The organism is Pseudomonas sp. LS44 (genome assembly GCF_024730785.1).
Classification (GTDB): domain Bacteria; phylum Pseudomonadota; class Gammaproteobacteria; order Pseudomonadales; family Pseudomonadaceae; genus Aquipseudomonas.
This window is the reverse complement of record NZ_CP102830.1, coordinates 2,329,790-2,352,695: the sequence shown is the minus strand read 5'-3', so window position 1 is coordinate 2,352,695 and position 22,906 is coordinate 2,329,790. Positions and strand designations below refer to the sequence as shown.

General features: G+C 60.6%; 17 protein-coding genes and 4 tRNA genes. 10 read left to right on the top strand and 11 right to left on the bottom strand.

All coding sequences use genetic code 11. The features are described 5' to 3' along the window. Nucleotides 1–20 precede the first annotated feature (20 nt). Nucleotides 21–689, bottom strand: coding sequence for a Bax inhibitor-1/YccA family protein (locus NVV93_RS10410; protein ID WP_258250597.1), 669 nt, complete (start codon nt 687–689; stop codon nt 21–23). Between the two features lie 134 nt (nt 690–823). On the opposite strand from NVV93_RS10410, the gene NVV93_RS10405 reads away from it, so the two are divergent. The 8 genes from NVV93_RS10405 (at nt 824) to galU (ending at nt 5,680) form a co-directional block, all read left to right on the top strand. Continuing rightward, nucleotides 824–911 (top strand) — tRNA-Ser (locus tag NVV93_RS10405). 158 nt (nt 912–1,069) lie between these two features. After that, entirely contained in the window at nt 1,070–1,714 is a 645-nt protein-coding gene (gene uvrY, locus NVV93_RS10400) for a UvrY/SirA/GacA family response regulator transcription factor (protein ID WP_258250596.1), read from the top strand. After that, complete coding sequence (uvrC, locus tag NVV93_RS10395) at nt 1,715–3,538, top strand: excinuclease ABC subunit UvrC (RefSeq protein ID WP_258250595.1); 1,824 nt, start codon at nt 1,715–1,717, stop codon at nt 3,536–3,538. A gap of 33 nt (nt 3,539–3,571) precedes the next feature. Further along, nucleotides 3,572–4,132, top strand: coding sequence for a CDP-diacylglycerol--glycerol-3-phosphate 3-phosphatidyltransferase (gene pgsA, locus NVV93_RS10390; protein ID WP_258250594.1), 561 nt, complete (start codon nt 3,572–3,574; stop codon nt 4,130–4,132). Between the two features lie 67 nt (nt 4,133–4,199). Continuing rightward, nucleotides 4,200–4,275 (top strand) — tRNA-Gly (locus NVV93_RS10385). 44 nt (nt 4,276–4,319) lie between these two features. Then, nucleotides 4,320–4,393 (top strand) — tRNA-Cys (locus NVV93_RS10380). Nucleotides 4,394–4,538: 145 nt separating this feature from the next. Next, nucleotides 4,539–4,625: transfer RNA gene (locus NVV93_RS10375), tRNA-Leu, on the top strand. A gap of 215 nt (nt 4,626–4,840) precedes the next feature. Then, complete coding sequence (gene galU, locus NVV93_RS10370) at nt 4,841–5,680, top strand: UTP--glucose-1-phosphate uridylyltransferase GalU (protein WP_258250593.1); 840 nt, start codon at nt 4,841–4,843, stop codon at nt 5,678–5,680. A 65-nt stretch (nt 5,681–5,745) separates the two neighbouring features. Here galU and NVV93_RS10365 read toward each other — a convergent pair whose 3' ends face one another. Further along, entirely contained in the window at nt 5,746–6,168 is a 423-nt protein-coding gene (locus tag NVV93_RS10365) for a VOC family protein (RefSeq protein ID WP_258250592.1), read from the bottom strand. A gap of 95 nt (nt 6,169–6,263) precedes the next feature. Here NVV93_RS10365 and gorA point away from each other — a divergent pair, with 95 nt between their 5' ends. Both gorA and NVV93_RS10355 read left to right on the top strand, forming a co-directional pair. After that, nucleotides 6,264–7,622 (top strand): glutathione-disulfide reductase, encoded by a 1,359-nt coding sequence (gene gorA, locus NVV93_RS10360; RefSeq protein WP_258250591.1) that lies wholly within the window; start codon nt 6,264–6,266, stop codon nt 7,620–7,622. A gap of 6 nt (nt 7,623–7,628) precedes the next feature. Then, nucleotides 7,629–8,252: a trimeric intracellular cation channel family protein gene (locus tag NVV93_RS10355; protein ID WP_258250590.1), complete on the top strand. Its 624-nt coding sequence runs from the start codon at nt 7,629–7,631 to the stop codon at nt 8,250–8,252. A 65-nt stretch (nt 8,253–8,317) separates the two neighbouring features. Here NVV93_RS10355 and NVV93_RS10350 read toward each other — a convergent pair whose 3' ends face one another. From NVV93_RS10350 to NVV93_RS10310, 9 genes are all read right to left on the bottom strand, one after another. Further along, nucleotides 8,318–9,718, bottom strand: a complete 1,401-nt coding sequence (locus NVV93_RS10350; RefSeq protein WP_258250589.1) for a DUF1254 domain-containing protein — start codon at nt 9,716–9,718, stop codon at nt 8,318–8,320. Between the two features lie 2 nt (nt 9,719–9,720). Continuing rightward, complete coding sequence (locus tag NVV93_RS10345) at nt 9,721–11,103, bottom strand: DUF1254 domain-containing protein (protein ID WP_258250588.1); 1,383 nt, start codon at nt 11,101–11,103, stop codon at nt 9,721–9,723. A gap of 39 nt (nt 11,104–11,142) precedes the next feature. Continuing rightward, nucleotides 11,143–11,982: an AraC family transcriptional regulator ligand-binding domain-containing protein gene (locus tag NVV93_RS10340; RefSeq protein WP_258250587.1), complete on the bottom strand. Its 840-nt coding sequence runs from the start codon at nt 11,980–11,982 to the stop codon at nt 11,143–11,145. 169 nt (nt 11,983–12,151) lie between these two features. Beyond that, a complete protein-coding gene (locus NVV93_RS10335; RefSeq protein WP_258250586.1) occupies nt 12,152–14,509 on the bottom strand; it encodes a multiheme c-type cytochrome in 2,358 nt (785 codons plus the stop codon). A 93-nt stretch (nt 14,510–14,602) separates the two neighbouring features. Beyond that, a complete protein-coding gene (locus NVV93_RS10330) occupies nt 14,603–17,146 on the bottom strand; it encodes a fused MFS/spermidine synthase (protein WP_375162876.1) in 2,544 nt (847 codons plus the stop codon). Between the two features lie 109 nt (nt 17,147–17,255). After that, on the bottom strand, nt 17,256–18,839 hold the full coding sequence (locus tag NVV93_RS10325; protein WP_258250585.1) for an arylsulfatase: 1,584 nt from the start codon (nt 18,837–18,839) through the stop codon (nt 17,256–17,258). A gap of 99 nt (nt 18,840–18,938) precedes the next feature. Then, nucleotides 18,939–19,955, bottom strand: a complete 1,017-nt coding sequence (locus NVV93_RS10320; RefSeq protein WP_258250584.1) for an HAD family phosphatase — start codon at nt 19,953–19,955, stop codon at nt 18,939–18,941. Continuing rightward, entirely contained in the window at nt 19,952–21,313 is a 1,362-nt protein-coding gene (locus NVV93_RS10315) for a BatD family protein (RefSeq protein ID WP_258250583.1), read from the bottom strand. Before NVV93_RS10315 ends, NVV93_RS10320 begins: the two co-directional genes overlap by 4 nt. Further along, nucleotides 21,310–22,905, bottom strand: a complete 1,596-nt coding sequence (locus NVV93_RS10310) for a VWA domain-containing protein (RefSeq protein WP_258250582.1) — start codon at nt 22,903–22,905, stop codon at nt 21,310–21,312. Before NVV93_RS10310 ends, NVV93_RS10315 begins: the two co-directional genes overlap by 4 nt. Between the last annotated feature and the right edge of the window lies 1 nt (nt 22,906).

Below are 22,906 nucleotides of genomic sequence, written 5' to 3'. Positions count from 1 at the left end.
TTTGCTTTCTTGTGACAGGATCAGTCGTCGCTGCCCATGATGCCGAAAATCTGCAGGAGGCTGATGAACAGGTTGTAGATCGATACGTACAGGCTGATCGTCGCCATGATGTAGTTGCGTTCACCACCATGGATGATCGCGCTGGTCTGGAACAAGATGCAGGCCGAGGAGAACAGCACAAAGCCCGCGCTGATGGCCAGCTGCAGCCCGCTGATCTGGAAGAACACGCTTACTAGCACCGCGGCGAGCAACACGAAGAAACCGGCGGTGATGAACCCGGCGAGGAAGCTCATATCCTTGCGGGTGGTCAGCACGTATGCCGACAGGCCGAAGAATACCAATGCCGTCATCGCAAAGGCCGAGCTGACCACTTCGGCACCGCCGGCCATGCCCAGATAACGATTGAGGATCGGGCCGAGCGTGAATCCCATGAAGCCGGTCAGCGCGAACGTGCTAACCAATCCCCACGCCGAGTTGCGCAGCTTAGTGGTGAGAAAGAACAGGCCGTAGAAACCGATCAGCACCACAAAGAAATTAATGGAGCGAATTTGCATCTGCTGCGCGACGTACGCCATCACACCGCTGAACGCCAAGGTCAGTGCCAGCAGGCCGTAGGTATTGCGCAATACGCGGCTGACTTCTAGCTGCGCGCCCCGAGCATGTTCGAGGGCATAATTTTGTTCGTGCATAGCGACTCTCCTGCTAAGCGTAAGGGTTCCGTGACCACGGTCGACTGGATCATAACAGAGGCATTGAATTAGCCAATGTTGAGAGTTTGACAGTGTGTTTCGTTTCGGTAAGATGGCGGCCCCGCGTTACCTGCGGAAGTGTGGCCGAGTGGTTTAAGGCAGCGGTCTTGAAAACCGCCGGGTGTAACAGCCCCCAGAGTTCGAATCTCTGCGCTTCCGCCATCTATTTCCCCTTCATGCTATTTCATTTTTCCGGACTTCTGCGTATGCAGTCGGCGAGCGTGCGTCGCGCTAGGTGCTGCCTGGAGTTTTTGATAAGGTGGCTACCAGCCAAAAAAACCACTGCAGGAAGCGGCTTTTGACGTATTACGAGGTGTCGTTTGATTAGGGTCCTAGTGGTCGATGACCATGATCTGGTTCGTACCGGCATTACTCGAATGCTTGCCGACATCGATGGCCTACAAGTGGTGGGGCAGGCGAGTTCCGGTGAGGAGTCGCTAAAGAAAGCCCGTGAGTTGAAGCCCGATGTAGTGCTGATGGATATCAAGATGCCCGGCATCGGCGGGCTGGAAGCCACTCGGAAGCTGTTGCGCAGTCACCCAGACCTCAAGGTAGTCGCCGTTACTGCCTGTGAGGAGGATCCTTTCCCAACCCGTTTGCTGCAAGCTGGTGCCGCAGGCTACCTAACCAAGGGCGCGGCATTGGAAGAGATGGTCCAGGCCATCCGTCTGGTATTCGCGGGCCAGCGCTTCATTAGTCCCCAGATCGCTCAACAGTTGGCCCTTAAGCCATTCCAGCCGCAGAGCAATGGCTCTCCGTTCGATTTGCTTTCCGAGCGAGAAATCCAGATCGCGTTGATGATCGCCGATTGTCAGAAAGTCCAGAGCATCTCCGACAAGCTTTGCTTGTCACCCAAGACGGTAAACACCTACCGCTACCGTATATTCGAGAAGCTGGCGATCACCAGCGACGTGGAACTTGCACTTCTGGCTGTGCGCCACGGCATGGTCGACGCTACCCGTTAAATGACCATCCCCTTCGACTCCAGCGCATTCCTTGCTACATGCAGCAATCGACCCGGCGTTTATCGGATGTTCGATCTGGCGGGCAAGCTGCTCTATGTCGGCAAAGCCAAAAGTCTAAAAAAACGCTTGGCCAGCTACTTCCGCAAAAGCGGGTTGGCGCCGAAAACGGCGGCTCTAGTTGGCAAGATTGCCCAAGTGGAAACCACTATCACGGGCAACGAAACCGAAGCGCTGCTGCTCGAGCAAACGCTCATCAAAGAGTGGCGACCGCCCTACAACATCCTACTGCGCGACGATAAGTCGTATCCCTACGTGTTTCTCTCGGATGCCACTTACCCCCAGCTGGGCATTCATCGTGGCGCGAAGAAGCAGAAGGGGCGCTATTTTGGCCCGTATCCTAGTGCTGGCGCGATTCGGGAAAGCCTCGGGCTCCTGCAGAAAGCATTTCTCGTGCGCCAGTGCGAGGACAGTTATTTCAAGAATCGCACCCGTCCTTGCCTGCAGTATCAGATCAAGCGCTGTAAGGGACCTTGTGTTGGCTTGGTCGAGCCCGCCGAATATGCCGAGGATGTACGTCACGCGGTGATGTTTCTCGAAGGGCGAAGCAATGCCCTGAGTGAAGAGTTATCCGCCGCCATGGAGCAGGCTGCTGCGAAGCTCGATTTCGAAAGGGCAGCAGAGCTTCGCGATCAAATAGCCTTGCTACGCCGCGTTCAGGACCAGCAAAGCATGGAGGGGGGCACTGGCGACGTCGATGTCGTAGCTGCCGCTGTCAGCCCTGGCGGCGCTTGTGTGCACTTGATCAGCGTGCGTGGCGGCAGAGTGCTGGGTAGCAAGAATTTCTTTCCTCAAGTGGCGATCGAGGAGGAGGTTGGCGAAGTTCTCGCGGCTTTCCTGGCGCAGTACTACCTGAGTAATCGAGAGCGTGATTTACCGAACGAGTTGATCGTTAACGTCATGCACGAAGACTTTCCAACGCTCATCGATGCAATACATGAGCTGCGCGGTGCGGAGCTGAGCATCAGCCATCGCGTACGGGGTACGCGCGCGCGTTGGCAGCAGTTGGCGGTAACCAACGCTGAACAGGCCTTGGCGGCGCGTCTGGCCAACCGCCAGCATGTAGCGGCGCGCTTCGATGCACTGGCAGAAGCGCTGGACCTTGATGAAACGCCGCAGCGCCTCGAATGCTTCGACATCAGCCATTCAAGTGGCGAAGCGACTGTGGCGTCTTGCGTGGTGTTTGGGCCGGAAGGCCCTCTGAAGTCTGACTATCGCCGCTATAACATTGAAGGCGTCACGCCCGGTGATGATTATGCCGCGATGCGCCAGGCGCTAACTCGGCGCTTCAGCAAGGTAAAAGAAGGGGAAGGCAAGTTGCCCGATATCCTGCTGGTGGATGGCGGTAAGGGGCAGCTGTCAATGGCGCAAGAGGTGTTACAGGAGCTTGCGGTGCCAGAGTTGATTCTTCTAGGCGTTGCCAAAGGGGTTACCCGCAAGCCAGGTCTGGAGACTCTGTATCTGAACGATGCCGCTCACGAGTTCACGCTTCCGGGCAACTCGCCCGCACTGCATTTAATTCAACAGATTCGTGATGAGTCGCACCGCTTTGCCATTACTGGCCACCGCGCCCGCCGCGGAAAAGCGCGCACCACTTCAACGCTTGAACAGGTCGCGGGCGTCGGGCCAAAGCGCAGGCGGGAGTTGCTCAACCATTTTGGCGGCTTGCAGGAGCTCTCCCGTGCCAGCATCGAGGAAATTGCCAAAGCACCCGGTGTCAGCAAAAAGCTGGCCGAGTCGATTTATGCCGCCCTGCACAGCGAGTAGAATGCCCGCTCATCTCGCAGCCTAGTCGTACCGATGAATATTCCAAATCTGATTACCGTACTACGCGTTCTGCTGATTCCGATCTTCATCCTATTGTTCTACATGCCGTTTGCCTGGAGCCATTTGGCAGCCAGCGCAGTATTCGGGCTGGCTGCGTTAACCGATTGGCTTGATGGTTACTTGGCGCGGCGGCTGGAGCAAAGCACGCCGTTCGGGGCCTTTCTCGATCCGGTGGCAGATAAGTTGATGGTGGCCGTCGCGCTGGTTTTACTAGTCGAGGAGCATGCCAATTTCTGGCTGACGCTGCCGGCGGCCATCATCATCGGTCGCGAAATCGTCATCTCCGCATTGCGCGAGTGGATGGCAGAGCTAGGTGCTCGGGCTCATGTGGCGGTTTCCAATCTAGGTAAATGGAAGACAGCGGCGCAGATGCTGGCACTGGTCATCCTGCTGGCCAATCCCGCACTGATGAATGCCTGGGTGCTTGGTGGATATGTGCTGTTGATTGTCGCTGCGGCGCTGACCCTGTGGTCCATGCTGCAATACTTGGTAGCTGCCTGGCCGCACCTCAGTACAGCCGCCGAGAAGAAATAAGCTTTTTTGAATCAAAGGGTTGACGAGGCGTTCTGAATCTATAGAATGGCGCCCGTCACCAAGACATGCGGGAATAGCTCAGTTGGTAGAGCACGACCTTGCCAAGGTCGGGGTCGCGAGTTCGAGTCTCGTTTCCCGCTCCAATTTGTTGACGTTGGCGCCGCTGAATGCGGCGTCTTCGTTTTGAGGCCGGTTGGCAGAGTGGTCATGCAGCGGATTGCAAATCCGTGTACGCCGGTTCGATTCCGACATCGGCCTCCAGTATAAAAAGCCCCGTAAATCCATGATTTACGGGGCTTTTTGTTTATCTGGTGTGCGTGGAAAACTTGCGCCCAACAGGGTGGGCTGTATATATTCCTGCGCTCATCAAGAAGTTGCTGTTCCGCTATACGATGTACGCGCTGCCGCCCGAATGGCGAAATCGGTAGACGCAGGAGACTTAAAATCTCTCGACCGCGAGGTCATGCCGGTTCGAGTCCGGCTTCGGGCACCATCTCATCGCTATTTCAGCCTTTCATAAGGCCTTCTCAAGTCACTTTGTCGCTCCTTAGAGTGCTGAACACGTCAATATTTCTTGTCGCCGGGAACTCTCTTAGCGCGAGTTTCTCTATCCAAGAGTTGTCGTCACTGGTTGAGCCATTGTAAGGGCGCTGCCGGCTGATTAGACTGCGCGGCATTCCGTGTGCCCCCTCGTTTCGAAGGACTCTCATGATCAAGAAATGCTTGTTCCCGGCTGCCGGCTACGGCACCCGTTTTCTGCCTGCAACCAAAGCCATGCCCAAGGAAATGCTGCCGGTGGTGAACAAGCCACTAATCCAGTACGGCGTTGAAGAAGCACTGGATGCTGGGTTGAAGGAAATCTCCATCGTGACGGGCCGTGGCAAGCGTGCGCTGGAGGACCATTTCGATATCAGTTACGAGTTGGAACACCAGATCAAAGGCACCGACAAGGAAAAATACCTGGTCGGTATCCGTCGCCTGATCGACGAGTGCAGCTTTTCCTACACCCGTCAGGTGGAAATGAAAGGTTTGGGGCATGCGATTCTCAGCGGTCGCCCGCTGATTGGCGATGAGCCATTCGCCGTAGTGCTGGCCGACGACTTGTGCCTGAACATCGAGGGTGACGGCGTTCTGACCCAGATGGTCAAACTCTACAACCAGTTCCGTTGCTCTATCGTCGCCATCCAGGAAGTACCACCGGAGGAAACCTCCAAGTACGGTGTGATCTCCGGCGAAATGATCCGTGACGACATTTACCGTGTGAACACCATGGTCGAGAAGCCGAAACCGGAAGATGCACCTTCCAACCTGGCGATCATCGGTCGTTACATCCTTACTCCGGACATTTTCGATCTGATCGAAAAGACCGAGCCGGGCAAAGGCGGTGAGATCCAGATCACTGACGCGCTGATGAAGCAAGCGCAGGACGGTTGCGTGCTGGCCTATAAATTCAAAGGCAAGCGCTTCGATTGCGGTGGCGCGGAAGGCTACATCGACGCTACCAATTACTGCTTCGAGAATTACTACAAAACCGGTAAAGCGTACTGATCCGGTCCTGATCCAAGCGAAAGCCACCCGCGGGTGGCTTTCGTGTTTCTGCTGATTGGGTTTTGCTAGGGGATCGGCATTTCTTCCGACCCTGGCCCGAGCGGTTGGCCGTAGCTGAACTCGACATAGTTGCCCGCCGGGTCGCGTAAGCCGCAGTAGTAACCGACTGGGTAAGGCTCGTTGCGCGGAGCCCAGACCAGGCAGCCATCCTTCGCTGCCTGCGTGGCGATTGCATCGACCTGCTCGCGACTGTCCAGAGCAAAGCCGAAATGACTGTAGTCGTCGGCGGCGAGTTGCCGGTCGTTACCACCGGGCATGATGACGAAAATGAATTGGTGCTCTTTGCCCGGTTCGGCCATCCAGACAATCCGTGAACCTTTCCCGGCTCGCTCATGGATTACCCGCATACCGCAGTAGCGGCTATAGAACTGCAAGCAGGCATCCAAATCGGGAACGTGCAGTGCGATATGAGTGAGAGTAGGGCGCATGGGCATTCTCCTTTCTCGTCTTGGCAGTCTAGGCCCGCCGGCTGGCGGCGGCTGCGTTTGCGGTATGCTTGGCGCTTATTCAAGGAGACGTGTTGATGGCTTACGACTTCGATTTATTTGTCATTGGCGCCGGTTCTGGCGGTGTGCGCGCGGCTCGTTTTGCCGCCGGTTATGGCGCTCGCGTGGCGGTAGCAGAAAGCCGTTATCTGGGCGGCACCTGCGTGAACGTTGGTTGTGTACCGAAAAAGCTGCTGGTCTACGGCGCGCACTTTTCCGAAGATTTCGAACTAGCCAAAGGCTTCGGCTGGTCGTTGCCACGTGCGGATTTCGATTGGCCGACCTTGATCGGCAACAAGGATCGAGAGATCCAGCGTCTCAACGGCATTTACCGCAACTTGCTGGTCAATTCCGGCGTCACCCTGCTGGAAAGCCATGCCAAATTGATCGACGCGAATCACGTCGAAGTCGATGGTAAGCGCTATAGCGCTCAGCACATTCTGCTCGCCACCGGCGGCTGGCCGCAGATACCCGACATTCCGGGCCAGGAGCATGCGATCAGCTCCAACGAGGCGTTCTTCCTCAAGCAGTTGCCCAAACGCGTGCTGGTGGTCGGTGGCGGCTATATCGCGGTGGAGTTCGCCTCGATCTTCCACGGTGTAGGCGCGCAAACCACGCTGCTGTATCGCGGCGAGTTGTTCCTGCGTGGCTTCGATGGCGGGGTGCGCACGCATCTGCGTGAAGAGTTGGAGCGTAAGGGCCTGGAGCTGCAGTTCAATGCGGATATCGCGCGTATCGACAAGCAAGCCGATGGCAGCCTGCGCGCCACGCTCAAGGACGGTCGCGAACTGGAGGCTGATTGCGTGTTCTACGCCACTGGCCGCCGGCCAATGCTCGACAACCTGGGGCTGGAGAACGTCGACGTGGCGCTGGATAAGCGCGGCTTCATCCAGGTCGATGAGCAGTTTCAAACTAGCGAACCGTCGATCCTGGCCATTGGCGACGTGATCGGACGTGTCCAACTGACTCCGGTGGCGCTGGCCGAAGGGATGGCTGTGGCGCGGCGTTTGTTCAAGCCGGAGGAATATCGTCCGGTGGATTATGCGCACATCCCCACTGCTGTATTCAGTCTGCCTAATATCGGTACGGTCGGTCTGACCGAAGAGCAGGCGCGCGAGGCCGGGCATGAGCTGAAGATTTTTGAGAGTCGCTTCCGCGCCTTGAAACTGACGCTGACCGAATCCCAGGAGCGCACCTTTATGAAGCTGGTCGTGGATGCCAAGAGCGACCGCGTATTGGGCTGTCACATGGTGGGTCCGGATGCAGGAGAAATCATCCAAGGATTAGCGGTGGCCTTGAAGGCTGGGGCGACTAAGCAGGTGTTCGACGAAACCCTGGGCGTGCATCCGTCCATGGCTGAGGAGTTTGTTACCATGCGCGCCCCTGTTAGCGCCTGAGACATCATGGAACAGCTTTTCTACCTGTCGGACCTGTTCGGAGTCGTGGTTTTTGCTATTACCGGCGCGCTTATGGCGGGCCGCAAATCCATGGATTTGTTTGGCGTGCTGGTGATTGCCATCGTCACTGCGTTGGGTGGCGGCACGCTTCGCGATGTGATTCTGAATAACTACCCGGTCAGCTGGATTCGCAACGACACCTACATTCTGATCGCCTCGCTGGCGGCAATTGGCACGGTGTTATGGGTGCGGTTGACCCGGCCGATTCATGAGACGGGCCTGTTGATCGCCGATGCCTTTGGCCTGGCGGTGTTTACGGTGATAGGCACCGAGGTCGCGCTCCAGCACGGCACGCCCATCAGTACGGCAGTGATCATGGGGGTGATGACGGGGGTGGCCGGCGGGGTCATGCGGGATGTCTTGTGCAACGAGATTCCGATGATTTTCCAGAAGGAAATCTACGCCACCGCCTGTATTGCCGGGTCGTTGATGTTCATCCTCTTGCAGCAGATCGGCATCGCCCATTGGATGGCCACGGGTTTGGCAATGTTGACGGTATTGCTGATCCGCTTGGCGGCGATCTACTGGCATCTGTCACTACCGCGCTTCCATCTGCTCGATCGAAGCTGAGCATCGCGTACGCCTCGCTAAACAAAACGGCCACCCTAGGGTGGCCGTTTTTTCTTGTGGGCGATTTACACCCGTTCAACCACCGGCATCCGCCATTTGCCTGTGCGTACGTCCTCACTGGGGCCGTAGAGGCGCAAGGTAATGAAGAAGGGGCCTTTGGCTGCTGACGGTAGCCAGTTGCTCTGTTCGGTTGGGGGCACCGTTTGGATCACCAGGGTGAGGCCTCCGTCGGCATCACGCTGGAGGCTGTCGCGGCTGCTCAAGCTGTAGCGGTCGATCGAGTTTTCCACCAGTTGCCGGTCAGGCAGATCGTAGAGCGTCAGCGACCAGAATTGACTGGCCGGTGGCAGCTGATTGGGCGCAAAACGTAAGCGGTATTTCTGCCCGGCCATCAGCGGCTGACCGCTGCCGTCCAGCTTGGTGCCGGTGTAGAAGGCTTCCTCGATGCTGTTGCCATAGATGCCCAAGGCGGCGCCCATGGCGCGTTTGAGGTAATCGTTGGCCAGGGCGGTGCGGTCGCCGAACATGCTGATCGGCCGCGGCAGCTTCTCGGTGATCGCCTTCAGGTCGGCTTGCCCCTGCTGGATGCCGGCGATCAAGGCCTGGCGCTGTGCCGCGCTGAGGGCTGCGGCATCGAATGGTTGGCCGGGAGCGATACCGATCCGAGCGAAACGCTCGCGCAACCCACGTTCCGATTCGACTACTGGGCAGAGGGTCAGCAGCTGATTGAGATGGGCGATGAAGCCTGCACCCAAGCCGGTTTTGATATCCCAGGGCAGCCAGTCGATTGTCGGTGCGGCTGCCGGCGCGGGAGTGCTGGCGAAGTCGTGCAGGGCGCGTAGCTTGTACTGCTGTTGGATGGCACGCACGGCGGGGAGGTCATCATGGCTGTTGAGGCCGGTACGGCCGAGGATCATGACGATCTCCGTCTCGCTGCGTAGCACTTGCTTGATACCGGGCGGCGTGGCGCCTTGCCAGTTCGGGCCAGCGATCAGATAGTCGCCTGCTGCACGTCCGGTGCTGAGCACTCCGACGTAAGCGAAGTTCTGCGTGTATTGGTCGACCAACTGGTGCACGTAATAGCGCTTGTCATCCACCGCCGGCACGCTCAGTACCCAGGGTTCGGCGCGCAGATCGAGCCAGGCCCAGGAGTAGGGCGTGTCATTGTTCGGCGTGACGATATCGCGGTTCTTCGGCGTGAACAGTTCGCTGTAATGGCGGAACTTGCCGAAGCCGCCCACGTATTCGCTGGTGTCTGGATTGAGTGCCTGCTTCTGCATGGTTTGGTAATGCATGAGCATCGGGTAGGCATAGATCCAGGCGTCACGAGCGATGGCCTGGAACTCGGCCGGATCGGCTGTCAGTGGTTGCGCGGCAGCCAGCAACCAGCTGGGACAGGCCAGGCTGGCGCCAAGAACCGTCGCGCCCGCAAGAAAATTCCGGCGACTGAAAGGAAGGCTCGTCATGCTCATTGCTCCGCGTCGACCGGCGTGATGCCCGGCAGCTGATAGATGCCCTTGAGCGCCGGTTCCTTGGGCAGATAAAGGCGCAGCAACATGTTGAACGGACCTTGCGGCGCGGGCAGCCAGTTAGCCTGTTGCGCGGCAGTGGTGGGTTGTTCGTTCTGGATGTACAGAGTCAGGCCGCCATCGGCGTCGTAGACCAGCCCAGGCGTGCGATCGCCAATCGAATAGCGTTTGATGGGGTTGGCGACGAGCAGCTGGGTTTGGCTGTCATAGAGGGTCAACGACCAGAAGGAATTAACCGGCGGTAACTGCCCAGCGGCGAAGTGCAGACGGTAGCGCTTGCCGCCATTGAGCGGCTGGCCGTGGCTGTCCTGCAGGGCAATCGGGTACAGGGCTTCAGCCGGATCGTTGACATAGATGTAACGCCAAGCCGCGGCCGCACGCGTCAAGTCATCGCTGCCGAAATGCCCGGCATTGGCCGGCGAGCTGTACCAGCCGTTACGATTTGGAGAAATGCTCGATGATGCAGCTCTGACCTTGGCGCGGGCTGCTTCGGCGCCTTCGGCGATGGCGCTGGCGAGTTCCTTGGGAGGATTGAAAGCCAGCCCCGGACCCACGCCGATTTCCGCGAAGCGCTGGAGCTGTGCCTGTTCTTCCGGCGACCAGGCGTGCAGCGCCGCCAGGCCATTGAAAATGTCGAACAGGGCACTGGCCTTGCCGTCCTTGGTGTTGCTGTACGGCGGCAGTGTCAGTTTGGGCAACGCGACTGGCGGCTCTTGTTTAAGCGCAGCGGAGAGGCTCTGCAAACGGTACTCCTTGAGCACGACAGCCGCGCCTTGATCCTCCGGGCCTTTGACTTCGGTACGGCCAAGCAGGAATACCAAGCGGCTCGGCGAACGGATCACACCGCTGTAGCCGGCAGGCAGTTCACCTTTCCAGTCCGGCCCGGCAATCAAGTAGCGGCCGGCGGCGGTGCCGGTCGCGCGGGTGCCGATGTAATCGAGGTTGTTGGTGCGCAAGTCGATCAGCTGGAAGCTGTAATAGCGCTGGGTTTCGGCCGGCACGCTGAGCACCTGCGGCTCGCTGCGCAGGTCAAGCAGGGCGCGTGAATAGAAGGTGTCGTTGTTGGGCGAGACCACGTTCTTATCATCCGGTCCCAATAGTCGCGCTTCGCCATACAACACGTTATAGGGCAGCTTGGCGGCAATGGCATTCAGCACTTTGTCGTGTTCGGCGCTGGCGTAGGCGAATACATAGGCCTCTTCCGATAATGCGCGGGCTTGCTGCGAACTGAGAGCGGCATGCGCGCTTGGCAGGCCAAAGCAAAGGCCCAGGGCGAGCAGGCACAGGCGTGGTCTAGTGATACGCGAGCTGTTGTTCTTCATTGTGTGCTCCGGCGGATGGGGGCGGCTATAACGCTGTGGTCAATCGCAGGTGAGCCGAAATTGCTTGGGGGTGATGCCGTAATGCGTGCGGAACGCGCGAATGAAATTGCCTGCCTGACGATAGCCGCTAGTTAGGGCGATGCTCTCGATCGATCGATCGGAGCATTTCAGCAACTGCTTGGCCATCGTTAGCCGTTCAGCCAGAGATTGATTGGCTTGCGGCTGTTGCCACGTGGCGCGGAGCGACTGGTGCAGAAAGTCGTTGGCGCCTTGCAGCGGCCAGGCCAATGCGGCGCTGGGTAGCAGCAAGCTCAGCGTGGGCCCACGCCGATAAGATATTCCCCAGGATTGCAGCAGCGCGTCGCAGTTCTGTTCCGGGGTGATCTGCGCTTCGACAACCAACTCAGCCGGCCGACGATTTACCCGGCGCGCCATATTGCGCACCAAAGCCAACAGGCTCGAATCGAGGCCAAAGGCGTGAGGCGGTAGTGTGGCGTTGAAGGTCAGGCGACTGAAGCCGTCGTGGTGACTGAGCTCTGGTTGTATATGCCCCATCAAGATGGGTAGGCACTCTGTTAGGCATTGCAAGCTGTCGCCGAGGGTGGCCGCGGTATCGAAAAGAATATTCAGGCCTTGCAAGCTACCAGTCGCCAGGCGAGCACGTAATTCGCAGCCGAATTGAGGATCGGCGCCGATTGCGGCGCACTCATCGAACAGCTGAAGGACCTGGCGTGCAGGTATGGCGAGGCTGTGATCGCGGAGTGCATCGGGGCACAAGCCGACCCGAGTGCAGAGTTCATGGATCGGAAGGTTGTATTGCGCAGCGTGGCTAAGAATGGTGCTGGGCCAGGCGCTGGCTACCATGGGTTCCTGCTGCATAAGGCTCCTCTTGTTAGCGGCTGAGCGCGCCTAATAGAGCACCTTGGACGCATATTTGCCAAATGCATTAAACGCATGGAACTGATTCGCTCGGCGCATTGCTGGCTGTGAGTCGCGCCAACCAGCAGTACGGCCAAAAGTGGGGCGAAAAAATTTACTCCTTCATGGCCTATTGGCCCTGCCGCAAGGCAGGGTCGTCTGGATTCAATTGCTCCAGCTCCGCCTGCAAGATCTGCACTTTCTGCATTTGCCCGGCGTCTCGCCAGAAACCGATCAAGGTCATGCGCGCCTGACGGTTATTGGGCTGCCGTTCCAGCAATTGCTCCAGTTGATGAATAGCGCCTTCGGCATCGCCACTATCATGCAAAGCAATCGCCATCACGTAATTGAACTGGCCGTTGTCTGGCTCCAGGCGTGCGGCTTCGGCCAGTTCCTTGAGGGCAGCGGTTTTCTCGCCGCGACGAATCAGCGCGAGGCCGTTGGCATGGTGGAGCAGGGCGGATTGCGGATGTTTTTTGAGGCCCTCAGCCATGAGCTGCTGGGCTTCGTTCATCCGGTAATTGCCATCTAGCCATTGGATCAGGGTGACCAGCGCCGGAAGGAAGTTCGGATCGCGCAGCAGCGCATCCCGCAGAGCTGGCTCGACGAGAGCTGAGCGCCCTTGGGCCTGATAAAGCATGGCCAGGTTGAGGTTGGCCTCGGCCCGATCAGCCAGACTTTTCTGCACCTGCTCGTATTCGCCGATGACCTTGTCCCAGCTGGGTTGATACTGCAATGCTTCGGCGGGCAGGCCGAGCAGGGCACTTGCGGCCGCCAGGCGCACGGCGCGGACTGGATCATTGAGCAGCGGGCCAATTGGGCCCGAGCGATGCTCAGGCGGGGTCATGCTGGTCACGGCCTCAATCGCAGCCAAGCGGACCTGGGAATCGGCATGTTTCAGCTCGCGCCGGGCTAGATCCAGCGCACGTTGGCTTGGGTAGTACGGCAGCTCGGCGAGCAACGTGGCACGACGGATGGCTGGCAGATCACTGGAGTCGAGTTGCTGGAACAGCGCGCGGGAGGCTCCGGGCTTGCCGTTGCGAATCAGCCACAGGCTTTCGTCGTAGCGCGGCACGGCAGGCTTGTCGGCGCCATACCAGGCGTTGAACTGCTCGGCGACCTTATCGCCGGCAGTTTCTTTATGGCAGCCGAGGCAGGCGTCAGGTGTTCCCAGCTTTAGGGCGCGGCCAGGGTTGGGAATGCTGAAGCTGTGATCGTGGCGGAAATCGTTGCCCATGTAGAACTTGCCGGGCATGTGGCAATCGACGCACTGCGAGCCGGGCTGACCAGGCTGGTGCTGGTGATGTTCAGGTGAATCGTAATTCTTCGCCTGCAAACCCTTGCCGTCGATACCCGGCAGTGAAGTCTTGCCGGCGGGGTTGTGACATTGCAGGCAGACGGCATTGCCCGGCGCCTTCAACTCAGTGCTATGCGGGTTATGGCAGTTGCTGCAGCTCACGCCTTTGGCGAACATTTTGCTTTGGGTGAACGAGCCGTACTCGAACACCTCTTCCTTAATCTTGCCGTCCAGTTCGTACAGAGCCTGGGTCAGCGGGCTGGGCAGGTAGTCGTCCATCAGCCGCTTGTGCGCGGCGAAACCATCGCCCAGCGGCGCGCGTCGAGCGTGGCAACGGCCGCAGGTTTCCGCCTGGCGGGTGGTGTCGGCCTTGCTCAGGTCAATATCGAAGCCGTGCGTTTTGCTGCCATCGGGTTTGCTCGCCCATTGCAGATGGTTGGACGCCGGTCCGTGACAGGACTGGCAGCCAACGCCGAGCGACTGCCATTGGCTGGCATAGCTGTTGGTTTGCGCATTGAAGTTGCGTTTGAAGCCGGTGGTGTGGCACTCGACGCACATGAAATTGGCGTTCTGCTGCGGCTGGCTCCAGTGCAGCTCATCTTTGAAGTCGACGCCCTGACCGGGATAGAGGTGGAACCAGTTTTTCTTCTCGACATCCCAGGCGACGCCGAGGGCTTGCAGACGGCCGCCAGGTGCTTCCAACAGATATTGCTGCAAGGGCGCGACGCCGAAGGTGTAGGCCGCGCGGAAGTCTGCTGCTTTGCCATCAGGGCCCGGTGTGTTGACCCAGAAGCTGCCGTCCTTCTGAAAGAAGCGCGTGGTTTCGCTGCCGTCCTTGAACGTCACATTGTTGAAGTCGCCCAGCACGCTCTCAGTAGTGGCTTCTTCCATCGCCATCTGGTGATGGGAGCCTTGCCAGTCTTTGACCTGCACGGCGTGACAACCCACGCACTGGCCTTCATCGACCAGGCTGGCCGTGCTCTCTGCGATTGGTTTAATTACTGCAGGTTTGGTCGCCGGCGCAGGGCTTGAGGGCACCGCAACCCCTGGCGTGCTGCGCTGCAACATGAACCAGACAATCACCGTCGCCAGCAGCAATAGCCCGGCGAGCCAGGGAAGCAGAAAGCTGAAAGAGCGTTTGGCTGGTGTGGCGGGAGACGTGGCAGTTGGGGTTTTTTTATGTTTAGGCATGGTCTAGGACGCGGTCTTCACGGTTTGGCGCAGCTTCAGGGACAGCCGCAGGGCTGTCAAACGATTGCAGGATGGATCGGTATGCGGCCCCCGTTACGGTTGCCTGCCAAAGAACCAGCGGTAGTACGGGTTGCCGCCGTCCTCGGCAACCACCCTCGGCATATCTCGCGCCCAGGCCTCGCGGTTACCGGTATAGGCGTACAAACCAACCGCATAGAAGCGCGCCAGACGCGCTTGCTGGTCGATCAAAGCAGCCTGAAATACGGGATCTGCATTGATCAGCGGTGGCTCGCTGCGCAGGGCGAGCAGTGCCGGCAGAACGCGGGCGAACTCATTCGGGCGCACCCATGGCGCGTATTCGATGCGCGGTTGGTCGTCAGTAACCGGCGGCGCATCGCCGGCATAGCGCTCGAGGCCGGCTCGGTCAGTCACCCAGGTCGCGAGCAGAGCGGCGGGGGAGAAGATACCCACTTCCCGCAAGGCGCTGGCGACTGCCGGCTGCGCGAAGCGCGCGCGAATACGAGCGATGTCCAACTCCAGCGGCTGTAGCGAACCGATCAACAGCATCTCGTGGAACTCGGTGGTCCATAGCGAAGCGTGGGGGAATACTTCGAGGAAGCTGCGCACCAATGAGCGGCTGTCTTCATCGTTCTGAGTCGGCAGGGGCAACCATTGGGCGACAAGCCCGTCAGGCTGCAGACGATTGGCCGCCAACTGATAAAAATCCTGCGAATAGAGATTCACCACGCCCGCGGCGGAAGGCGGTGGCGGCTCAAGGGTGACCACGTCGTAGCGGTCCTCGCTGCGCAGCAATTCGCGCCGGCCGTCGCGCAGGCGGATGTCCAGCCGCGGATCGCCTGCTGCTCCGTAGTTGCCCCGAAACAGCGGGGCGGCGCTGATGACCTCAGGCAGCAGTTCGGCGACCACTGGCCGCTCCAGCCCTTGATAGCGCAGCATGGCGCCGGCGGTAATGCCTGTGCCGAAGCCGATAACCAGCGCCGAACGAGGCTCCTGGCGATGAATCAGCAGTGGCAACAACGCTTGCAAACGCATGTAGCGCAGCGACGGCATGGCGTCGCCGGTATTGGATACGCCCTGGATATACAGGCGGTTGAACTTGCGTTGCCCCTGACCTTGGCTAACCACCGCTACCGTGCCGCCGCGACCCTCCTTGTAAAACGCCAGCTCGCCGCTACGCGCACCCGGCAGCAATTCGGCCAACCGTTCCGGTGGAGTCAGGACGCCAACCACAAGGCTGGCGATGCCAATGGCGATTACACCTTGGCGCAGACCTTTGCCTACCTGCGAGCCGCGGAGTACTGCGAGTACGCTGATGCCCGCCGCCAGCACGGCCAACAGTCCCAAGGTGCGCACTAAGCCAAGGCCGGGCACCAGCACGAAGCCTACGAGCATCACTCCGACGATGCCGCCGAGGGTGTTGAGCGCCACCACGACGCCGACGTCGCGCCCTACATGGGCGCTATCCACCGATAGCCGCAAGGCGAGCGGAAAGGCGGCGCCGAGCAAGGTGGTCGGCAGGAACACCACACTTAGTGCCGCCACGGCGAAACGCGCGCACATGCCGGCAAGTTCGTTGCCAGTCAGCGCCAGCACGGCAGCCTCTGCCTGGGTTTGGGCGATTACCAGCCAATGCCCCAAGCCAGCGATTTCCAATAAGGCGATCAGCCCGGCTGCGCCGATCAGCAGGCCGAACAAGCCCCACGGATCGCGAATGCGGTCGGCGCGCCGCGCATAGATCGCGCTACCCAGCACCAAACCGGCGAGATAGGTGGCGAGCACTACCGAGAAGGCAAACGCGCGAGTGCTCATGAACTGCACGATAGATTGGGTCCAAACCACCTCGTAGCCGAGCGCCACGCCACCGGCGAGGCAATACAGCAAGATGGCCAGTCGCGCGGCGGGCGTGCGAGTGCTTTTTTCTGCGATAGGAGCTGGCGGCAGCGCGCTTTTGCCTCGTTGGGCGAGCAGCGCGCCGACGGCGGCGAGCAGGTTCAACAGGGCGGCCGCCACCGCGCTACCGCTGACGCCTAACATCGGAATCAACAAGAAGGCCGCAAGCAGCGTGCCGGCGATGGCGCCGGCAGTATTTGCCGCATACAGGCCGCCGCCAGCCGTAGCGACTTGGCCGTCACGGGGAGTGAGTGAGCGGACCAGTACCGGCAAGGTGCCGCCCATCAAAAACGCGGGCAGCCCGACCAGAGCGAACGGCAAAACCCAGGCGAACAGCCCCACCTGCGCTTCAAGCCGAGCGAACGTGCCGGCCGAATGCGCCAAACCCCAGGTTGTGGCGATAGCCAATAGGGCAACACCCAATTCCAGCGCGGCGTACAGCCGGACCGGATGCCGCAGACGATCGGCCCAGCGACCGAAAAACAGGCCGCCGAGCGCCAGGCCGGCAAAGAAAGCACTGATACCGGCAGTGATGGCATAGACCTCTACGCCCACCACCAGCGAAAGTTGTTTGACCCACAAGACTTGATAAACCAGCGCCGCACCGCCGGACATGAACAGCAGCAGGGCTGGAATCAGCAACGCCGGCAAGCTCTGTGCCTGCGCTGTGATGGAAACCGAAGATTTATTGCGATGGCGCGAAGCGTTGCGAACTGCAGAAGGCATCGAGTCGTGGGCCTGTGTGAGAAAACAATGAAGCCTTGTGACCGAACAGTTGCCTGGCCGATCACAAGGCTCGTCAGCGCCCATTACGACAGGGCGCGGGTTGCTAACACTACTGCTTGTTGGCCTTCATTTTTTCCGCGATCTTCGCATCCACGGCCTTGCGCACCTGGTCGATGCTGAAGCTGGCCGGTTTCTGGCTCGGCGGATAGGCGACGAAGGTTTCCAGGAAGGTGGCGGACTTCATGGTGGCGATGGCGGTCAGGTAGGCGTTCTTGGTCAGCCAGTCGTAGTACTGGTCGGAAACCACGTCGGCTCGCTCGTACGGGTCCATGCGCAGGTTGAACAGCTTCGGCACGCGCAGGCAGACGAAAGGCTCGCTCCACACCGCGAAGCCGCCCGGAGCCCGCTGCTCGCAGAACACCACCTTCCAGTTGTCAAAACGCATGGCGACCAGATCGCCGTCGTCGTTGAAGTAGAAGAACTCGTTGCGCGCGCTCTTGTCGCTCTTGCCGGTAAGGAGATCGAGCTGGTTGTAGCCGTCGAGGTGCACCTTGAAGCTCTTGCCGGCGGAGGTCGGTGCCCAGCCCTTGAGCAGCTTGTCCTTGACCTCGGTATCGCCCGCGGCGGCCAGCAGGGTGGGGAACCAGTCGAGGCCGGAGAACATCTGGTTGGACACTTCGCCAGGCTTGATGTGGTTCGGCCAACGGACCATGGCCGGCACCCGGTAGGCACCTTCCCAGTTGGAGTTCTTCTCGTTGCGGAACGGCGTGGTCGCCGCATCCGGCCAGGACCACTGGTTCGGGCCGTTATCGGTGGTGTAGACCACTATGGTGTTGTCGGCGATCTTCAGATCGTCCAGGGTTTTCAGCAGCTTGCCGACGTCACCGTCATGCTCGAGCATGCCGTCGGCATACTCGTTGCCCGGCATGCCGCTCTGGCCTTGCATCGACTCGCGCACATGGGTGTAGGCGTGCATGCGCGTGGTGTTCATCCACACGAAGAACGGTTTGTCGGCCTCGGCCTGCTTCTTGATGAAGTTGATGGCGCCTTCGGTGGTTTCGTCGTCGATGGTTTCCATGCGCTTCTTGTTCAGCGCACCGGTGTCCTCGATCTTGCCATCGGCAGTGGAGTGCAGTACGCCGCGCGGCGAGAAGTTCTTCACGTAGGGATCGTTGGGGTCCTTCGGCCAGTAGGGACGCTCGGGTTCCTCTTCGGCGTTGAGGTGGTAGAGGTTGCCGAAGAACTCGTCGAAACCGTGCTTGGTCGGCAGGTATTCGTCGCGGTCACCCAGGTGGTTCTTGCCGAACTGGCCGGTGGCATAGCCTTGGGACTTGAGCGCCTGGGCGATGGTGATGTCGCGGTCTTGCAGGCCGACGGTGGCACCTGGCACGCCGACCTTGGAGAGGCCGGTACGCAGCGGCGTCTGGCCGGTGATGAAACTGGAACGACCGGCGGTGCAGCTGTTCTCCGCATAGTAATCGGTGAACATCATGCCTTCCTTGGCGATGCGGTCGATGTTCGGCGTCTTGTAGCCGAGCACGCCCATCGAGTAGGCACTGATATTGGTCTGGCCGATGTCGTCACCGAATATCACCAAGATATTCGGCTTGTCCGCGGCGCTGGCGGCGGATGCCCCCATTACTGCGGCGGCGGCGAGGGCGAGCCTCGGTAGCCATCTTCTTGTGCGGTTCATTGAACTCTCTCCATTTCACGTTTCAGAGTCGCGTTCCACGACTACGTTGCACCAGAGCCGCCGACTGCAATACGGCATCCCCAGTATTCTTGCGCGGGTTTATTGCCCGCTTGTGGCAGTGGCGAAAGGGAACACCTGCCGCCACTCCGCTGCCATGTCCACTACAGTCCAGCCCTCGGCCTTGGCCTGATCCAGGGCCTTGTCCAGCTTGCCGATCTTGGATTCGCGGTCATAAGCCCATTCGCGCTTGGCATCGGTGTGATGCACCAGGCCGGTGAAGCGCTTGCCGCTGCCGGCGGCGGTCCACTGCAGCATCTGCAGGTCACCGTCGGAGTTGCCGAAGGCGAAGATTGGCCGGCGGCCGATGATCGAATCGATGCTTTCCGGCTTACCGGGGCCATCGTCGTTATGCGCCAGCTTGGGCGTGCGCAGGATCGACAGCTTGCCGTCCTGGTTCTGGAACTGGGTGACGAAGGTGGTGCCGATCACCTGCTCCGGCGGGATGCCATAGACCTCCTCGGCGAAGGCGCGCATGAAGGTTACATCGCCACCGGAGACTATGTAGGTCTTGAAGCCGTTGGCGCGCAGATAGGCGAGCAGTTCCAGCATCGGCTGGTAGACCATCTCGGTGAACGGCTTCTGGCTCTTCGGATGCACGGCCTTGGCCAGCCAGGCTTCGGCATTGTCGATGAAGGCTTCGCTGCTCAGGCCGGTATGGGTGGCGCCGACGATCTTGATGATGCCGTCCATGCCGCTTGCGGCCAGGGTCTTCTGGTCACCTTCCAGTACGGCCTTGAAGGGTTGTTGCTCCTTCCATTCCGGATGCTGCGGGGCCAGCCGCTTGACCTCGGCGAAGGCGAACAACACCTGGAAATACATCGGCTGTTCGCTCCACAGGGTGCCGTCGTTGTCGAACACCGCAATCCGCTCGGCGGGCGCAACGAAATCCTTGGAGCCTTCGCTGGTGACGGCGCTGACGAAGCTTTCGATGGCCTTTTTCGAGGGGCCGTCATTCCACGATGGTAGCGGGTCAGCCGCCTGCACCAGCAGCGGCAGGGCCAGCAGCAGCGGCATCAGCCAGCGCAGGTTGGGAATTGAAAGGGCAGATCGGTTCATAGGGCTTCCTTGGTGCTATATGCCGCCGACGGAGGCGGGGCTTGACGAGGGTTCAACGGCACCAGGCCATGCCTGGCAAGGGCATGCGGTTGTTGCTTGCGAGCTTCCTTACGCAGCGCCGGAAGGCTCTGCTGCAGCTCTTGCAGTGCCTCGGTGGCGCGTTCCGGCCGGCCATAACAGGATTTCAGCAAGACTAGCAGCCGTTGCGCCAAGGGGATGGGGAGCTGAGTCGCGAAATTCTTCAAGGTTTGTGCGCCCTGACTGCGTCTGGCCCAGAGGTACAAAGCGGTCAGTTGCGCCGGTTTGCCGTTGAGTTGCCCGGGCAGCTGTTTCCAGGCGTAGTCCGCCGACTGCAGGTAGGTCTGCTGCCGCCGGGCTTGCCAGCCGCGTAGGGCGGCCCGCCCACGCCGCCACCAGGGCTTGCCCCAGTAGAAGGCCAGCGCGCCAACCACCAGGGCAATGACGAGCAGCAACCAATGCCGGGCGATTCGCACTCGAGCTTTCTGCCCGAGCTTCTGCAAATCTTCAGCGATGGAGAAAGGCGCTTGGTAAGCGCTGTTGGCCGTGGCCTCGAACTCCACAGCCGGCACCCTGGCAGTGCGCGCCTGATTGGCTGCAGCATCCCACCAGCGCAATTCGATGGCCGGGAGTGTGTAGTGGCCGGGCTGGTCGACCACATAGCTGGCGACATCGACCCGCCGCCCGCCGCTGATGGCACCACGGCCATTGTCCAGCGGTACCACTTGCGGGGTTTTCACATAGCGCTTGAGGCCATCGATTTCGACGAACTCCGGCGGCGGAATCAGCATGGCCTGGGCGCCGTCGGCTTCGATGGTCAGCTGGCGGGTCAGGCTGTCACCGACCCGCAGCGGCTCATGCGAGTGGACGATTTGCTGGTCGAACCTCAGTCCCTGGGCCACCAGCACTTGCTGGCCTGCGGGCACGCCCGCAGGCAGTCGAGCGATAAAGCCGAGCGGCTGGCTCTGCACGGTGACCGGGCCGCTGCCCTGGCCGGGGCTGACCTGAATCGACAGGGCCGGGATGCTGTAGCTCTGCGCCTGGTTGGGGGTGATCAGATAGCTGAAACGCAGGCCGAAGAGCTTTTCACCCTGGCGCTGTTCGGTGAGATGGGTGGCCTCGCTGCTCGGCGGCATCACCATGGCACCGGGCAGGTCCAGGTTTGGCAGTTGTGGGGCGTCGGTGAACCAGGTGTCCACCAGTACATCGACCTCCAGGCGCACAGTGCTGCCAACCGTCACCGTGCCGGCCGGCGCTATCCGGCTTTCCACCAGCACCTTCGGTGCGGCCAGGCCCAGCAACGGGCAGAGGCAGCAGAGCAGTAGCAACAGGCGCTTCATGGCTGGCCTCCATTCGAGGCCTTGCGGGCGGCATCCTGCAGGCTGAACTTCTGCTTGAGGAACTTGGCCGGTGAGGTGCTCAGGTTGCGCAGCCACAACTCGTCCGATGGTGTTCTCGGTGCCTGCACCTGCACGCTCTTGCCCTTACTGGTCTTATTGTCGAATTTCTCTTCGTCGGGCTTCAGATCCGGCGCTTTTTCTCCTGCTTCTTGCTGCTCCTTATACAGCTCGGTGACCAAGGCCAGATTGGCGCTGGCCTCGGGGAACTGCGGTTGCAGCTTGAGGGCCTGGCCGAAGGCAGCGATGGCCTCCGGCAGCTTGTACAGGCGGGCATAGCTGTTACCCAGGTAGAAGTAGGCCTGGGCGCTATCGAGGTGGGCGAAGCTGGCCAGCGCGGCGGTGTAATCGGCGGCGTTGTAGGCCGCCAGGCCTTGCCAGTAGGGATCATGAAAGTGCGCCTGAGCTTGCGGGTAATGGCCGTGCTCGAAGGCCCAGCGGCCCTGCTGATCCGGGGTGAAGAAGGCATCGGCCAGCACCCCGGCCTGGGCCGGCGGTGCGGGCAGGGCCAAGCCCAGCGCCAGCAGCAGGCCGGCCAGCCAATTGACGCTCCAGCCACGGCGCACGCAGAAGAAGGTGATCAGCAGCAGCGGCCAGCACAGCCAGTAGCCGGCATCCTTCCAGTGCACTTCCTGCTCGTCGCCGTTGGCAGCCTGGAAGTGCTTCTGAGCGTGCAGTTCGATCCAGTCGAGGTCGTCGTCGTTAAGGGTCAGGCTGCCCAGCGGTGCATCGGCGGCATCGGCCAGCTGCTTGAGGGCCGCGCCGTCGAAACTGCCCAGGATCGGCCGGCCGGTGCTGTCCACCCGCGGTTGCCCCTGGGCATCGCGGAGCATGCCTCCGTCCTGACTGCCGACCGCGAGGATCAGCAACTGCAGCCCGGCGTTATCCAGGCTCTTGCCGATTGCTTCGAGCTGGCTGACGTCAGCGCCATCGGTGACCAGCACCAAGGTGCCGGGGGACTGCTCGGCGGCCAGCAGGCGCTTGGCTTCCTCGATCACGGCCAGGGCGTTCTTGCCGGGTGCCTCGATCAGCTCGGTGGAGAGCGCCTGCAGGAAGCTATCCAGCAGCGCCGGATCTTCGGTGGCCGGCAGCACCAGATGGGCGCTGCCGGCATAGGCGATCAGCCCGGTGCGTGCGCCGGCGCGGCGCTGGATCAGGTCGTGCAGTTTGTGTTTGGCGGCCTCCAGCCGGGTCGGCGGCACGTCGTTGGCATCCATGGATGGCGACAGATCGACCGCCAGGATCAGCGGTGCGCGGTTTTCCAGAAAGGCCGGACGATCCTGCTCCCAGGTCGGCCCGGCCGCTGCCAGGCCACCGAGGATCAACAGGGCGCCGAACAGATGCACCGGCCGCAGGTGCTGCCGGTCGCTGGGGGTGATCACCAGATGCTTGAGCAGGTGCGGCGCGATGGACCCACGCAGCCGCCGGCTCAGATCGCGGCTGCGCCCCCAGGCCAGCGGCAGGAGAAGGCCGGGCAGGAGCAGCAACAGCCAGAGCGGGCGCAGGAAGTGGAAGGCGTTGAGGTCGATGTCCATC